Raw genomic sequence first — 14861 nt, 5'->3', positions numbered from 1 at the left:
GCCTCGGCCTCGACACCGCCGTCACCAAGGTCGCCGAGGCGGTGGCGACAAAGGTCGTCGTCCCGGACGGATGGCAATGCTGCGCCTTCGCCGGCGACCGCGGCCTGCTACACCCGGAACTGACCGCCTCCGCCACCCGCGCCGAGGCCGCCTCGGTGACCGAGGGCGGCTTCACCGCGCACGCGTCGGTCAACCGCACCTGCGAGATCGGCATGACCCGCGCCACCGGGAAGACCTACCACCACCTGCTCGAACTGCTCGACCGGGTCACCGCCTCCTGAACCGTGCCGGACGGGGCCGCCGTCTTCCATTAATCGGCACGTTAATCTGATTCCTGGAATGCCGCGAAGGATAGGCAGATGACCGGTGAAGTGACACCCCCAGCCGACGACGGCCGCCTGGTGGGCTCCGACCGCGTCCTCGCCGTCCTCAAGGAGCTGTCCCGCTACCCAGACGGCGTCGGACTCGATGAGCTGACCCGGGCCATCGGCAGCCCCAAGCCGACCGTGCACCGCGCGCTGGGCGCGCTGCGCCGGGCCGGGCTGGCCGACCAGGACGCCCGCGGTCACTACATGCTCGGCGACGAGTTCCTGCGGATGGCCTTCGCCCACCACGAGGCCCGCCCGGAGCACGTACGCATCCGGCCGCTGCTGGAGACGCTGGCGGCGCGGTTCGGCGAGACCGCGCACTACGCGGTGCTCGACGGCCGCGAGGTCGTCTACCGGGCCAAGGTGGACCCGCCCACCGGCGCCGTCCGGCTGACCTCCACGATCGGCGGCCGTAACCCCGCGCACGCCACCGCCGTCGGCAAGCTGCTGCTGGCCTACCGGCTGGACACGCCCGAAGCCGTCGCCGAGTGGGTCGGCGACGAGCCACTGGTGCGCCGCACCCCGCACACCCGGTGCACGGCCGAGGAACTGCACGAGGAACTGCGGGCGATCCGCGCGCAGGGCTACTCCGTCGACGACCAGGAGAACGAGGTGGGCATCAACTGCGTCGCCGTCCCGGTCTACGCGACCTCGCCGGTCCTTCCCTCGGGCGCGCTGAGCGTCAGCGGCCTGACCTACCGAACCCCCCTGCGGGCCTTGGTCGACGCCGTCGAGGACATCCGCGCCCTGCTCGGCCACCTGGGAGAACCACGATGACCAACCCCCCGGTCCCCGCGACCACCGAGACGTTCCGGCTGGCCGAAGGGCCGGTGTGGGACGCCGCGCGGGACCGCCTGCTGTGGGTCGACATCCTCGCCGGAGCGGTGCTCGAAGGCCGTCTCGACGGCGACCGCATCGAGGTGACCGGCCGGCACGAGTTCGACTCCATGGTCGGCGCGGTGGCGGTCGCGGCCGACGGCGCCTTCCTGGTGGCCGCCCAGGAACACCTCGTCGTGCTGCACCCCGACGGCACCCGGTGGGACGGGCCCCGCGTCGTCCCGGCCGGACAGCGCCGGCGGCTCAACGACGCCGGCGTCGACCCGGCCGGCCGCCTCCTGGTGGGGACCATGTCCCTGGACGGTCCCTCGCAGCGCGAGACGCTCGTCCGGGTCGAGCCCGACGGCCGGCTCACCGAACTCGACGGCGACCTGTACCTGTCCAACGGCCTGGCCTGGTCGGCCGACGGCCGCGCGATGTACAGCGTCGACACCCACCGCCATGTCGTCTTCGTACGCGACTACGACCCGGCGACCGGCGCGGCGGGGCGGCGGCGGGTGCACCTGCGGGTGGACGACGGCCTGCCCGACGGCATCGCCCTGGACGCCGAAGGCCACCTGTGGGTGGCCGTGTGGGAGATCGGCGAGGTCCGCAGGTACGCCCCCGACGCCACCCTGACCGAGCGCATCCCGGTGCCCGCCCCGCACACCTCCAGCGTCGCCTTCGCCGGTGAGGACCTGCGCACCCTGGTCATCACCACCGCCTCGGCGGAGTTGACCGACGACCGGCGCCGCGCCCACCCGGACTCGGGCCGGCTGTTCACCACCCGCGTCGAGGTGCCCGGCGCGCCCGTCCCGGTCTGGTCGGGGCGGCCGCGAATCGCCGCCTAGCGTGCCGAGCGGGCGCGCGAGCGGCATAGGAAATGGGCCGTTTGGGCACTTCAAGAGGTATCGGGGGCGTGTTCGATGGGGGGAACCATGGCTGTATCGGCCGACCTGGCGAAGCTGCTCGACCGTGAGTACGAGGACAAGACCCTGGAAGAGATCATCAAGGCGCCGGTGGACGCCCTGGCCGGGGTGAGCGCGGAGGACGCGGAACTGCTGAAGAAGGCCTTCCACATCAAGACCGTCGGGGACCTCGGGCGCAACAAGTTCTTCCGGGCGGCCACCGCGCTCGTCGATCTCACCGACAGCAAGAAATAATCGGGCTTCCCGTCCGGCCGACGGCCGTTGTAGAAGATTTCCATCGCCTTATAGGTTGATGGAAGGTATCTACAAAGGAGCGGCCGTGGGGGCTCTGTTCGTCGGCGTGGACGGGGGAGGCACCAGCACGCGCTGCGTCGTGGTCAGCGAGTCGGGCGAGATCGCCGGGCGGGGGCGGGCCGGCGGCGCCAACGCGATCTCGGTCCCCGACCCGGCCGCCAACCTGCGCGCCGCTCTCCTCGGCGCGCTGGAGGGCCTGGACCCCGCGCGGGTCGCCGGCGGCGTGTTCGGCCTGGCCGGAGCCGCCCGAGCCGCGGAGCCCGCGGAGCGGGCCTGGCGGGAGGCCGGGCTCGCCGGGCGCCCGGCGGTGGTCGCCGACGTGCTCGTCGCCTTCACCGGCGCCACCGACGAGCCGGACGGCGCGGTCCTGGTGGCCGGCACCGGCGCGATCGGCGCCCGCATCCGCGACCGCCGAATCGTGCGGCGGGCCGACGGCCTCGGCTGGCTCCTGGGCGACGAGGGCTCGGGCGTGTGGCTGGGCCGCCGGGCCGCCGCCGCGGCGCTGAACGCGATCGACGGCCGGGGCGCGCCCACGGTGCTGGTCGCCCGGGTGGCCGAGGCCGTCCTGGGACCGGGCGCGGCCGGCGAGGACGACGGGCCCGCGCTCGCCCAGGCCTTGGTCGCGGCCGTGTACGCGCGGGTCGCCGAGCAGGGGCCCGCCTGGCTCGGCACGCTCGCGCCCGTGGTGGACGTCGCCGCCCGCGAGGGCGACGAGGTGGCGCGCGGTGTCGTCGCGGAGGCGGCCCGCAGGCTGTGCCGTACGGCACGGGTCGTGGCCGGGGAGGGCGCCCGTGAGAGGGGAGCACAGGGAGGCAGAGGGCCGCTGGTGCTCGCGGGGTCGCTGCTGACCGAGCCGACCGAGCTCGCCCATCTGGTCCGGGCCGAGCTGGGCAGGCGGGCCGTGCTGGTGCGCGCCCGGGACAACGCGGCGGGCGCCGCCGCGCTCGCGGTGCGGGCCGCCCTGCCCGGCGACCCGCGTGCCGCCGAGGCGCACCGCGTGCTGATCGAGCAGGGGGGCCCATGGGGCTGAGCGGCGGCGAGCTGGACCGGATGGCGATGGCCGTGCTCCAGCCCGGTTTCGAGGGCACGGAGCCGCCCGCCTGGCTGCGGCGGGCGCTCGGCGAGGGCCTGGGCGGCGTGGTCCTGTTCGCCCGCAACGTCGCCGGCCTCGACGGGACGGCCGCCCTGGTCGCCGAACTGCGCAGGGAACGGCCGGACGTGGTCGTCGCCGTGGACGAGGAGGGCGGCGCCGTCACCCGGCTGGAGGCGGCCAGGGGAAGCTCCTGGCCGGGCAACCTGGCGCTGGGCGTCGCGGGCGACGAGTCGCTGACCCGCCGGGTGGCGCGGCAGATCGGCCGGATGGTCGCCGCCGCCGGCGTCACCCTCGACTACGCCCCTGTAGTGGACGTCAACGCCGATCCCCGCAATCCCGTCATCGGCGTGCGTTCCTTCGGCTCCGACCCCGAGGAGGTCGGCCGCCACGGCGCCGCGTGGATCGAGGGACTGCAGAGCGCGGGGGTGGCCGCCTGCGCCAAGCACTTCCCCGGTCATGGGGACACCGTGACCGACTCCCACCTGGCACTGCCCGCCGTACGGGCCTCCCGCGAGGTGATAGAACGACGCGACCTGCCGCCGTTCCGTGCCGCCATCGCGGCCGGGGTGCGCGCCGTGATGTGCGGCCACCTGCTCGTCCCCGCCGTCGACGAGCTCCCCGCGACGCTGAGCCGGGCCGTGCTGACCGGCCTGCTGCGGCAGGAGATGGGGTTCGAGGGGCTCGTGGTGACCGACGCGATCGAGATGCGCGCGGTCGCCGCCCTGCACGAGCCGGGGGAGATCGCGGTGCGTGCGCTGGCCGCCGGGGCCGACGCGATCTGCGTCGGGGTGTCCTCGGCCAGAGGGGAGAGCGTCTACGCGCTGCGCGACGCGATCAGCGGCGCGGTCCGCGAGGGACGGCTGGCGGAGGAGCGCCTGGCCGAGGCGGCGGGCCGGGTGCGGGACCTGGCCGCGTGGTACGACGCGCAGGCCGGCGCCAGGGCTGCGGTGGCCCGCGACGCCGACGAGGGCCTCGGCCTGGCGGCGGCGACTGCGGCCCTGCGCGCGGCCCCGGCGGAGCAGGCGACGGCGCCGCTGACGAAGGCGCCGCTGGTGGTGCACCTGGCGGCGCGGCCCAGCCAGGCCGTCGGCCGCGCGACCCCGCTGAAACTCGGTCAGGCGATCGAGGAGATCCTGCCCGGGACGGTGACGGCCGAGGTGGACGACGACGGGCGCCTGCCGGATCTGAGCGAGACGGGGCGTCCCCTGGTGATCGCCGTCCACGACGCCGCACGGCACGCCTGGATGCGGCGCCTCCTCGACGAGGCGCTGCGTGCCCGCCCGGACGCGGTCGTTGTCGAGACCGGGGTGCCGGGGCCGCCCGCCGGGCGGCTGTACCTCGCCACCCACGGCAGCTCCACGGCCTCCGCGCGGGCGGCGGCCCGCTGGCTCACCGGCGGAGTCTGACCGATTCACCGATCTCTGGCGCGCAACATCTTCGCAGGTAGCGGGCTCGGGTAAAAATTAACTCCATCGCCTCGTCTGCCCGTGGAAAAAATTGACGGCATCGCGAGAGCGCCCGTATTGTCCAGGCAATCGGGAACCAGGAGCAGCCCATGAAGCGACTCGCGGCGATCGTGGCTCTGGCGTCGATCGTCACAGCCACCGCCTGCGGCACTACCGGGACGACGGACACCGCCCAACAGGGCGGCGGCGTGTACACCACGATCGACGGCAGCAAGCAGATCAACGCGAGCGCGCCGATCAACCCGTTCAACCCCGTCGGATCGGTCTTCTCGGGATACAACGGCATGGCGCTGGCGTGGCCCAAGAACGACCCCACCGATCCCAACCAGTTCTACCCGGCCATCGCCAGGAGCTGGAGCATGTCCCCGGACCGGTCGGAGGTCGTCATCCACCTGCAGCCGGACGCCAGGTGGTCCGACGGCACGCCGGTGACCAGCGAGGACGTGCGCGTCTCGATCGGTCTCGCCTACACCCAGGGCGGCACGGCGTACGCACTGGACCCGAAGGCGGCGGGCGCCGCCGCCGACATCCAGGTCGTCGACTCCAAGACGATCAGGGTGACGCAGGGCGCCAACCGCAGTTCGACGTTCCTCGCCAACCTGCTGTCGACCGTGGTCGTGCCCGCGCACGTCTTCGGGAAGCTGCTGCCCGCGGACTTCTGGCAGACGCTCAAGGTCGCCCAGCACGGCCAGGGCGAGGCGGCCGAGAAGGCGAAGAACCAGATCACCGGGCTGGCGGAGAAGGTCATCGCCTTCAACCCCGGTCACGACGTGTCCGCCGGGCCGTTCGTGCTCGAGCGGGTGAACCCGGGCGCGGCGCTGCTGAAGCGCAACCCCTACTTCTACGCCCGGCAGAACATCGCGCCGGCCAAGGTGAAGATCCTGAACTACACCGGCAACGAGCAGATCTGGAACTACCTGATCGCCGGCCGGCTGGACAACGCCCCCTTCACCTCCGTGCCCACCGCCGTCATGAACCGGATCCGCGGCGCGCAGGGCAGCAAGGTGGTCAAGGGCTACTCGCCCGTGGCGGTCTCCCTCGCGTTCAACCAGTCGCACAAGCCGTACGACAACGTGCACGTGCGGCGGGCGATGGCCTACCTGATCGACCGCGCCCAGGTCACGAGGATTGCCTCCCCTGAGGGCGGCACGCCCGCCGCCACCACCTCGGGCATCCACGCCAAGGCGGCCCGGGCCTGGCTGGGCGACGCGTTCGACACCCTTGAGCAGTACCGGGTGAACGCCGCCAAGGCCGACGCCGAGCTGAAGGCGGCCGGCATGACCAAGCGGGGCGGCCGCTGGACCCTGCCGGACGGCAGCCCGTGGAAGGTCCGCATCCACGTGCCCGCGTCGTTCTCCGACTGGGTCGCCGCGGGCAAGTCGATCAGCAGCCAGCTCAGCGACCACGGCATCGACGCCAGCGTCGTCACCGCCGCCGACTACACGCTCTATCTGGGCGAGCTGGCCGACGGCAAGTACGACCTCGGGTTCTGGCTGATCGGCCTCGGCCCCTCGCCGTACAACATCTTCCAGCGGCTGTTCGGGCAGGCGAACGGCTGGCAGATGTTCGGCGGCCGGCTGCGGCACGTCGCGCCGGGCACCGAGGGCAACTGGATGGGCGGCCCGGAGAAGGTCGACGCCGGCGCCGCCGGCACGGTCGACCCGGGCGAGCTGACCAGCAGGCTGAACTACGCGTCCCACGACGAGCAGCAGCGCATCGTCGGCGTCCTGGCCAAGGTCGCCAACGAGCAGCTTCCGGTCGTCCAGCTCTGGGACTACGTGAACACGCAGTTCGTGAACACGTCCCGCTACACCGCGTTCCCGCCCGACGACGACGAGTCCCTGCGGCTGTCGTCCGGGGTGTGGATGCAGCTCGGGATGATCAGGAAAGCGGAGAAGGGGCAGGCATGACGCACGCCGTTCCGGGGCGTCCCCGGCTGGGCGCCATCGCCAGGAAGATCGGCGGCCACCTGGTCCGCGGCCTGGCGATGATCTGGGTCGTCGCCACGATCAGCTTCGTCATCATCAGGGAGATCCCCGGCAATCCCGTGCTCGGGCAGTACGAGAGCCTGATCCAGAAGGGCATGTCGCCCGAGCAGGCCGAGCGGGCCACCGCCGTCCTGTACGGCTTCCTGCCCACCGGCAACCTGTGGCAGCAGTACGTCGGCTACATGGGCTCGCTGCTCCACCTCGACCTCGGGCGTTCGCTCAGCACGCCCGGCGTGGAGGTGACCACGCTCATCGGGCACGCGGCCCGGTGGACCGTGCTGCCGGTCCTCGCCGGCACGCTGCTGAGTTTCCTGCTCGGCGTCACCATGGGCGTCTACGCCGCGATCAAGCGGTCGGGCAAGCTGGGCGACGCGCTCGCGCTGTCCGGCTCGCTGCTGCACGGCGTGCCGGTCTACGTCATCGGCCTGCTGCTCACCGCGATCTTCGCCACGCTGTGGCCGATCATGCCGTCGGGCGGGCCGGTGGACGTCGAGTTCGTCCCCGGCTTCAACGCCGGCTACATCGGCTCGCTGGTGCACCACGCCGTGCTGCCGGTCGTCACGTACACGCTGGCCAGCTACGGCGGGTGGATCCTCGCGATGAAGTCGAACGTGGTCGCCGTGCTCGGCGACGACTTCATCCTCGCGGCCGAGCTGCGCGGCCTGCGGCGCGGATTCGTGTTCCGGTATCTCGCGCGCAACGCGATCCTGCCGCTGTTCACGATCCTCGCCCTGTCGATCGGCATGCTGTTCGGCGGCTCGATCTTCATCGAGCAGATCTTCAACTACCCGGGCCTCGGCCTGCTGCTCGTCAACAGCATCAGCAGCCGCGACTACGCGCTGATGGGCGGCACGTTCCTCGTGATCACGGTGGGCATCGTCGTCGCCAACATCGTCGCCGACCTGCTGTACACGGTGATCGACCCGCGGGTCAGGAGCGGAGGCGCGGCATGACCGTCATCGTCAACCCGGAGGGGGCGATCAGCCCCGAGGCCGCGCCGGCCGGGACCACCCGGGCGACGCTGCGGCGCAACTTCTGGCGCGGGGTGTGGCGGGTGCTGCGGCGCAAGCCCAGCCGCATGGCCGGGGTGGTCATCGTCGCCCTGTTCGCGGTCATGGGAGTGGCCGGGCCGCTGCTCTACCCCGCGCAGTTGCCGCGCGACGACAACGCGCTGTACGCGCCGCCGAGCCTGGCCCACCCCTTCGGCACCGACTTCGAGGGCACCGACGTGCTCGCGCTGGTCGTCACCGGTGCGCGCTACGTGCTGCTCACCGGCCTGGCCACGGCCGTCATCACGGTCGCGCTCGGCACGCTCATCGGGCTGGTCGCGGGCTTCCACCGCGGCCGGTGGGACACGCTGCTGATGCGGCTGACCGACATGAACCTCGCGATCCCCGGCCTGCCGCTGCTGCTCGTGCTGTCCACGGTGTGGAAGTTCGAGAGCCCGCTGGAGATGGGCCTGGTGCTCGGGGTGCTCGGCTGGGGCGGCATCGCCCGCGCCGTGCGGTCGCAGACGCTGTCGCTGCGCGAGCGCGGCTTCATCGAGGCCGCTCGCGGCCTCGGCCTGCCCACCCGGCACATCATCGGCCGCGAACTGCTGCCCGGCATGGCGCCGTACATCGCGATGAACATGCTCATCGCCGTCACCGGCGCGGTGTACGCCCAGGTGGGCCTGTTCTTCCTCGGCGTGCTGCCGTTCGAGTCGAACAACTGGGGCGTGATGCTGAACCTCGCCGTGTTCAACGGCGGGGCGCTCACCACTCCCGCCGCGCTGCCGTACCTGCTGGCCCCGCTGATCGCGATCCTCTTGCTCACCCTGGGCATCGTGCTGATCGTGGACGCGATGGACGAGATCTTCAATCCCCGCCTGCGGGAGGAGTAGCCCCTATGACCTCGCACACGACCGCCCCCGGGGTCCGGATCCGGGACCTCACGGTCGTCTACAAGACGCCCGCGGGCGAGCTGCCCGCCGTACGCGGCGTCGACCTCACCCTCGCCCCCGGAACGATCACCGGCGTCGTCGGCGAGTCGGGCTCGGGCAAGTCGACGCTCGCGTTCTCCCTGCTCAACGCCGTGCAGCCGCCCGGCAGGATCGCGGCGGGCAGCGTCGAGATCGACGGCCTCGGCGACGTGCTGACGCTGCGGGGCGAGGACCTGCGCCGCACCCGCGGCCGCCAGGTCGGGTACGTCTTCCAGGCCGCGCAGAACTCGCTGAACCCGCTGAAGACCATCGGCAAGCAGCTGCTCGACCTCGGCCGCTCCCACGACGTGGAGGACCTGCGGGGGCTGGTGCGCGACGCCAAGGACCTGCTGGCCCGCATGGGCATGGACGGCGCCCGGGTGCTCGACTCCTACCAGCACGAGCTGTCCGGCGGCATGCGCCAGCGGGTCGGCATCATGCTCGCGCTCGTCCTGAACGCCAAGGTCGTCGTTCTGGACGAGCCGACCACCGCCCTCGACATGATCACGCAGGCCACGATCCTGCGGATCATCCGCGAGGTCCACGAGGAGCGGGCGCTCACCACGCTCGTCATCACTCACGACGTCGGCGCGGTCGCCGAGGTCGCCGACAGCCTGGCCGTCATGTACGGCGGCCGGGTGGTCGAGCACGGCCCGGTGGCCGAGGTGCTCGGGGACGCCCGGCACCCGTACACCCAGGGCCTGATCAGGGCGATCCCGCGCCTGTCCGGCGACCTGTCGCTGGCCCGGGCGCTGCCCGGCCGCCCGCCGACGCTCGGGACGCTGCCCAAGCAGGGTTGCGTGTTCCGCGAGCGCTGCGAGCGGCGCATGGAGGTGTGCGAGACCGACGAGCCCATGTCCGTCAACCGTGACGGCCGTACGGTCGCCTGCCACGCCACCGACCGCCACCTCACCCTGGTCAAGCGGAAGGAGTTCGTGTGATCACGGGGACCGGCATCACCAAGATCTTCAAGCAGCGCGGCGGCGTGCTCGGCGCCCGCGAGGTGCCCGCGCTGCGGGGAGTGGACTTCGCCGTCGCCAAGGGCGGCGCCGTCTCGTTCATCGGCGAGTCGGGCAGCGGCAAGACCACCCTCGGCCGGATCATCGCCGGGCTGGAGACCCACGACGCCGGCGAGATCGTCATCGACGGCGTGCCGATGTCGTCGCTGAGCCACCGGAAGCGGCAGCCGTACTTCCGCCGCGTCCAGCTCATCCACCAGGACCCCTACTCGGCGCTCAATCCCACCCGGACGATCCACCAGACGCTGGAGGCGCCGCTGCGGCTGCGCGCCCGGCAGACGGGCCGCCCGAGGTCGTGGGTCGACGGGCGGGCCGCGGAGCTGCTGGCGATGGTCGGCATCGACCCCGGCTACGTGCTCCCGCGCTACCCCCACCAGCTGTCGGGCGGCATGCGCCAGCGCGTGGTGATCGCCCGCGCGCTCACGATGGACCCCGAGGTGCTCGTCGCCGACGAGGCCGTCTCGATGATCGACGTGTCGCTGCGCCTGGGCATCCTCGCCCTGCTGAAGGACCTGCGTGAGCGGCTCGGCGTGGGCGTGCTGTTCATCACCCACGACATCGCCACCGCCCGCTACATCGGCGACGACGGCGAGCTGTACGTGCTCTACCGCGGCCAGGTCGTCGAGCGGGGCGCCACCGAGAAGATCATCGCCGACCCGGTCCACCCGTACACCCAGTCGCTGCTGTCGGCGATCCCGGTGCTGCACGGCCTGGAACGGCCGGGCGCCGAGCGGGTCGTGCCGAGGGAGATGCAGCGGGAGGGAGAGCCCGACGGCGGCTGCCTGTTCGCCCGGCGCTGCCCTTTCAGCACCGAGCGCTGCGAGAGCGAGATGCCCGTGCTGGGCCGCGACGGCGGTACGGAGCAGGAGCACGCCTGCTTCCACCCCAGGCGGCGCAGCGTGATCCCGGTGGGGGTGGGCGAGTGACGGACATCCTTCCCGCCGAGGTGGACGAGCGGCTGGAGCGCCTGGCCGCCGCCGCGCTGTGGGCCGACGTCGACGACGCCCCCTTGGTCGTACGCCGCCTCGCCGACCCGCCGCCGGAGCGTACATGGACGGTCCTGGCCACGCCGGGCCGCGAGGGCGTGGTGTTCACCTCGATCGGCGCGGACGGCTCGGGCCACGTCGACCTGATCGCCGTCGACCCCGCCGCGCGGGGCCGGGGGATCGGGCGGGCGCTGGTCGGCGCGGCCGAGGAGTGGATGCGGGCATACGGCGCCACCGAGGCGAGGTTCGCCGGCAACCCGCCCTGCTACGCCTGGCCCGGCATCGACGTGCGCTACACCCCGGCCGCCTGCCTGGCCGAGAGCCTGGGGTACGAGCGCTACCGGGTCGCCTGGAACATGACGGCCGACCTGCCGGCCCGCTACGACGAGGCCGAGCACGAGGCCGACCTGGCGAAGCTCGCCGCGGCCGGCGTGACGGTCGCGGCGGCGCCGACCGGAGAGCGGGAAGCAGTCGTGGCCTTCGTCCGCGAGCAGTGGAACGACAAGTGGGCCTGGGAGGCCGAGCAGGCGACCGGCCTGCACTATGCCTATCGCGACGGGGCCTATCGCGACGGGGCCTATCGCGACGGGGCCTATCGCGACGGGGAGATCCTCGGCTTCGCCGCCTGGGGCGCCCGGCCGCTGTGGTTCGGGCCGATGGGCACGGCCGAGGCCGCCCGCGGCCTCGGCGTGGGCCGGGTGCTGCTGCGCCGCTGCCTCGCCGACCAGGCCGCCGCGGGTCAGACGTCGGCGCAGATCGGCTGGGTGGGCCCGCTCCGCTTCTACTCCCGGGCGGTGGGCGCCCGCACCGAGCGGGTGTTCTGGCTCTACCGCCGCGCGCTGGACTGATGTCAGCCGTACAGCAGTTCGCCCTGGGGCGGGCCCGGCGGGGAGCACAGCCTGCGGGGGTCGCGGCCCGCCTCCAGGTGCTCGCGCAGCGACGCCGAGCCCCACAGCAGGTCGAGGAACGGCTCGCAGGCGAAGTCGCCCGGATAGAGGGTGCGCAGCACGTGCAGGACGGACACCCCCGTCAGCACCGGCCGGAAGGCCGCCCGGTCGGTCACGTGCACCTGCACGCCGCGCACCACGACACTCGCGTGCCTGCCGAACGTCGGGGTGAACCACGTGTCGCGGAAGCGCACGCCGGGCAGGCCGAGGTCGTTCAGCGCGGCGGCGAACCGGCCGTCCGCGTACGGCGCGCCGACCAGCTCGAACGGCCGGGTCGTGCCGCGGCCCTCGGCGGCGTTCACGCCCTCGAGCAGCCCGGTGCCGGGGTAGACCAGGGCGGTGTCGAGGGTCGGCATGTTGGCCGACGGCATCACCCAGGGCAGCCCGGTGCGGTCGAAGTGCCACTGTCTGCGCCAGCCCTCCATCGGCACGACCTCCAGCTCCACGCCGATCGCGCGGTTGACGGACAGCGCGATCTCGCCCGGCGTGAGGCCGTGCCGTACGGGCAGGGCCGCGCGGCCGACGAAGCTCGCGTAGGCCGGGTCGAGCACCGGGCCCTCGGCCACCGCCCCGCCGATCGGGTTGGGCCGGTCGAGCACGACGAACCGCAGCCCGAGCCGGGCCGCCGAGCCCATCAGGTCGTACATCGTCCAGACGTAGGTGTAGAAGCGGGCGCCCACATCGCACACGTCGAAGACGAGCGCGTCCACCCCGGACGACGCGACCAGCGCGTCCAGGTCGCCGCCGGTCCTCCGGTAGGTGTCGAGCACGGGCAGGCCGGTGACCGGGTCGACGGTGTCGCCCTCGCCGCCGCCCGCCTGGGCCGTGCCGCGCAGGCCGTGCTCGGGGCTGAACACCGTGGTCACGGGCACCCCGGCGGCCAGCAGGGCCGGTGCGGCGGCGGTCAGATCGGGCAGGACTCCGGTGGGGTTGGTGACGAGGCCCACCCGCCCCCACCTGGCTTCCGGCGCGCTCACCAGCAGCTCAAGCCCCGTACGCACGCGATCCATGAAGACTCCGAAGCCGAGGAACCATGACCATGACGCAATCACTCGCCGCGCTCGCCACCGAACAGAGCGATCCCCGCTACAGCGGGATCGACACGCTCCCGACGGAGGAGATCGCGCGGCTCATGAACGCGGGCGACGCCGCCGTCCCGGCCGCGGTGGGCCGGGCCGTCCCGGCGATCTCCACGGCCATCGACGCGATCGCGGCGCGGATGGCCGACGGAGGCAGGCTCCTCTACGTGGGCGCGGGCACCTCCGGGCGGCTCGCGGTGCTCGACGCCTCCGAGTGCCCGCCGACCTTCGGCACCCATCCCGACCTGGTCCAGGGCATCATCGCGGGCGGCGAGGCCGCGCTGGTGCGCTCCGTCGAGGGCGCCGAGGACGACGCCGAGGCGGGCGCCGCCGTGATCCGGGACAAGCACGCCGGCCCGCTCGACTCCGTCGTGGGCATCTCCGCCAGCGGGCGCGCGCCGTACGTCGTCGCGGCGGTCGAGCAGGCCCGGCGGCTCGGCGCGCTGACCGTGGGCCTGGCCTGCAACGCCGGGACCCCGCTCGCGCGGGCCGCCGACCACGCGATCGAGGTCATCGTGGGGCCGGAGGTGGTCACCGGCTCGACCCGCCTGAAGGCCGGCACGGCCCAGAAGCTGGTCCTCAACATGATCTCCACGATCACGATGATCCGATCGGGCCGGACGTACGGGAACTTCATGGTCGACGTCGTGGCCAGCAACTCCAAGCTGGTCGACCGGGCGGCCCGCATCGTCTCCGACATCACCGGCACGCAGGTGCCGCAGGCCAGAGAGGTTCTGGAGAGCGCGGGACGGGACGTGAAGACGGCCGTCGTGATGATCGAGCGGGGTGTAGGCGCCGACGACGCGCGGGCGCTGCTCGCGGCGCACGGCAACCGGCTCGGCCCGGCGCTGAGGAGCGCTTGACCCATGCTGGAGGAGGTCCTGCGGGCCGCGGTGCCCGAGGTCGCCTCGGCGGCGGTCGCCGTGATCGCCGTGGACGGGCGCACGGTCGCCATGGCCGCCGTGGGGGAGGCCGTGCGGTACGCCGACCCGTCCGGGGACCTGCTGGCGGAACGGCCGCCCGTGGCGATGGACGCGCTCTTCGACATCGCCTCCCTGACCAAGATGTTCACGGCCGTGGTGCTGGTCTCGCTGGCCCAGGAGGGCGCGCTCGACCTCGACGAGCCGGTGGCCGTCCGGCTGCCCCGGTTCTACGGGCACCGGCCCGAGATCACCGTACGGCACCTGCTGACGCACGCCTCGGGCCTGCCCGCGAGCCGCCGGGTGGAGAACGAACCGGAGGAGGCCCGCTGGGACCTGGTGCTGTCCACTCCCGTGCAGGGGCCGGCGGGTACGCACGTGTACTCCGACGTCGGCATGATCACGGCCGGGCGGGTGGCGGAGGCCGCCGGCGGGGCGCCGCTGGACGTGCTCGTGCGTGAGCGGGTCACCGGGCCGCTCGGGCTCGGCGCCACGACGTACGGGCCGGTCGAGCCGGGCCGGGCCGTCGCCACCGAGTTCAAGCGCGGCACCTGCGTGCGGGGTGAGGTGCACGACGAGACGGCCCACGCGCTGGGCGGCGTGGCCGGCCACGCCGGGCTGTTCTCCACCGCCGCCGACCTCGTGCGTTTCGGCGAGGCGCTGCGCACCGGCGGCGGCCAGGTCCTGTCTCCCGCCTGGACCGCCGAGATGCTGCGCGACCAGGGCGTGCCGGGCGCCGCCTTCCGCCAGGGGCTCGGCGTGCGGATCGACGACCCGGCCATCGTGGGGCCGCTCGCGGGCGCGTTCGGCCACTCGGGCTTCACCGGCACGTCGCTGGTCGTCGATCCCGCCCGCCGGCTGACTGTCGTGCTGCTCACCAACAACGTCCACCCGCTGCGGGGCCGGCCCGGCATCCGCGATCTCCGGCACGCCGTCGCGGCCGAGGCCCTGCGCCTGGCCGGCTGAACCCGGCGGTTCCGGCTTCGTCCGTTCCGG

At 73.2% G+C, this 14861-nt stretch carries 15 protein-coding genes; 14 read left to right on the top strand and 1 reads right to left on the bottom strand.

Annotation, left to right across the window (positions count from 1 at the left end; genetic code table 11):
* From Msi02_RS29325 to Msi02_RS29270, 12 genes are all read left to right on the top strand, one after another.
* A partial coding sequence (locus Msi02_RS29325; RefSeq protein WP_204051226.1) for a (Fe-S)-binding protein occupies positions 1–281 on the top strand: 281 nt, incomplete at its 5' end.
* Positions 282–359: 78 nt separating this feature from the next.
* Positions 360–1145 carry an IclR family transcriptional regulator gene (locus tag Msi02_RS29320; protein ID WP_204051225.1) on the top strand — a complete coding sequence of 262 codons (786 nt, stop codon included), beginning with the start codon at positions 360–362 and terminating at the stop codon, positions 1143–1145.
* Positions 1142–2035, top strand: coding sequence for an SMP-30/gluconolactonase/LRE family protein (locus tag Msi02_RS29315; protein WP_204051224.1), 894 nt, complete (start codon positions 1142–1144; stop codon positions 2033–2035). Before Msi02_RS29320 ends, Msi02_RS29315 begins: the two co-directional genes overlap by 4 nt.
* An 87-nt stretch (positions 2036–2122) precedes the next feature.
* Positions 2123–2347, top strand: coding sequence for a hypothetical protein (locus tag Msi02_RS29310; protein WP_204051223.1), 225 nt, complete (start codon positions 2123–2125; stop codon positions 2345–2347).
* Between the two features lie 85 nt (positions 2348–2432).
* Positions 2433–3437, top strand: a complete 1005-nt coding sequence (locus tag Msi02_RS29305) for an N-acetylglucosamine kinase (protein ID WP_239108795.1) — start codon at positions 2433–2435, stop codon at positions 3435–3437.
* Complete coding sequence (locus Msi02_RS29300) at positions 3428–4906, top strand: glycoside hydrolase family 3 protein (protein WP_204051221.1); 1479 nt, start codon at positions 3428–3430, stop codon at positions 4904–4906. Before Msi02_RS29305 ends, Msi02_RS29300 begins: the two co-directional genes overlap by 10 nt.
* 149 nt (positions 4907–5055) lie before the next feature.
* Positions 5056–6876, top strand: a complete 1821-nt coding sequence (locus Msi02_RS29295; RefSeq protein ID WP_204051220.1) for an ABC transporter substrate-binding protein — start codon at positions 5056–5058, stop codon at positions 6874–6876.
* Complete coding sequence (locus Msi02_RS29290) at positions 6873–7907, top strand: ABC transporter permease (protein ID WP_204051219.1); 1035 nt, start codon at positions 6873–6875, stop codon at positions 7905–7907. Before Msi02_RS29295 ends, Msi02_RS29290 begins: the two co-directional genes overlap by 4 nt.
* Positions 7904–8836 carry an ABC transporter permease gene (locus tag Msi02_RS29285; RefSeq protein ID WP_079316992.1) on the top strand — a complete coding sequence of 311 codons (933 nt, stop codon included), beginning with the start codon at positions 7904–7906 and terminating at the stop codon, positions 8834–8836. Before Msi02_RS29290 ends, Msi02_RS29285 begins: the two co-directional genes overlap by 4 nt.
* A gap of 5 nt (positions 8837–8841) precedes the next feature.
* On the top strand, positions 8842–9855 hold the full coding sequence (locus Msi02_RS29280; protein ID WP_204051218.1) for an ABC transporter ATP-binding protein: 1014 nt from the start codon (positions 8842–8844) through the stop codon (positions 9853–9855).
* A complete protein-coding gene (locus Msi02_RS29275) occupies positions 9852–10859 on the top strand; it encodes an ABC transporter ATP-binding protein (RefSeq protein WP_079316988.1) in 1008 nt (335 codons plus the stop codon). The genes Msi02_RS29280 and Msi02_RS29275 overlap by 4 nt, the downstream gene beginning before the upstream one ends.
* Positions 10856–11767: a GNAT family N-acetyltransferase gene (locus tag Msi02_RS29270; protein ID WP_204051217.1), complete on the top strand. Its 912-nt coding sequence runs from the start codon at positions 10856–10858 to the stop codon at positions 11765–11767. Before Msi02_RS29275 ends, Msi02_RS29270 begins: the two co-directional genes overlap by 4 nt.
* Before the next feature lie 2 nt (positions 11768–11769).
* Here the strand turns inward: Msi02_RS29270 and Msi02_RS29265 are convergent, their stop codons facing one another.
* On the bottom strand, positions 11770–12876 hold the full coding sequence (locus tag Msi02_RS29265; RefSeq protein ID WP_204051216.1) for an exo-beta-N-acetylmuramidase NamZ family protein: 1107 nt from the start codon (positions 12874–12876) through the stop codon (positions 11770–11772).
* A gap of 29 nt (positions 12877–12905) precedes the next feature.
* On the opposite strand from Msi02_RS29265, the gene murQ reads away from it, so the two are divergent.
* The gene (gene murQ, locus Msi02_RS29260) at positions 12906–13808 is read left to right on the top strand and encodes an N-acetylmuramic acid 6-phosphate etherase (protein WP_079317004.1); all 903 of its coding nucleotides are present in this window, start codon (positions 12906–12908) and stop codon (positions 13806–13808) included.
* A gap of 3 nt (positions 13809–13811) precedes the next feature.
* Entirely contained in the window at positions 13812–14831 is a 1020-nt protein-coding gene (locus Msi02_RS29255) for a serine hydrolase domain-containing protein (protein ID WP_204051215.1), read from the top strand.
* Positions 14832–14861 lie beyond the last annotated feature (30 nt).

Source organism: Microbispora siamensis (assembly GCF_016863095.1).
Taxonomy (GTDB): Bacteria; Actinomycetota; Actinomycetes; order Streptosporangiales; family Streptosporangiaceae; genus Microbispora; species Microbispora siamensis.
Note: the sequence above shows the minus strand (reverse complement) of the source record. Positions and strands in the feature narration are given on the sequence as shown.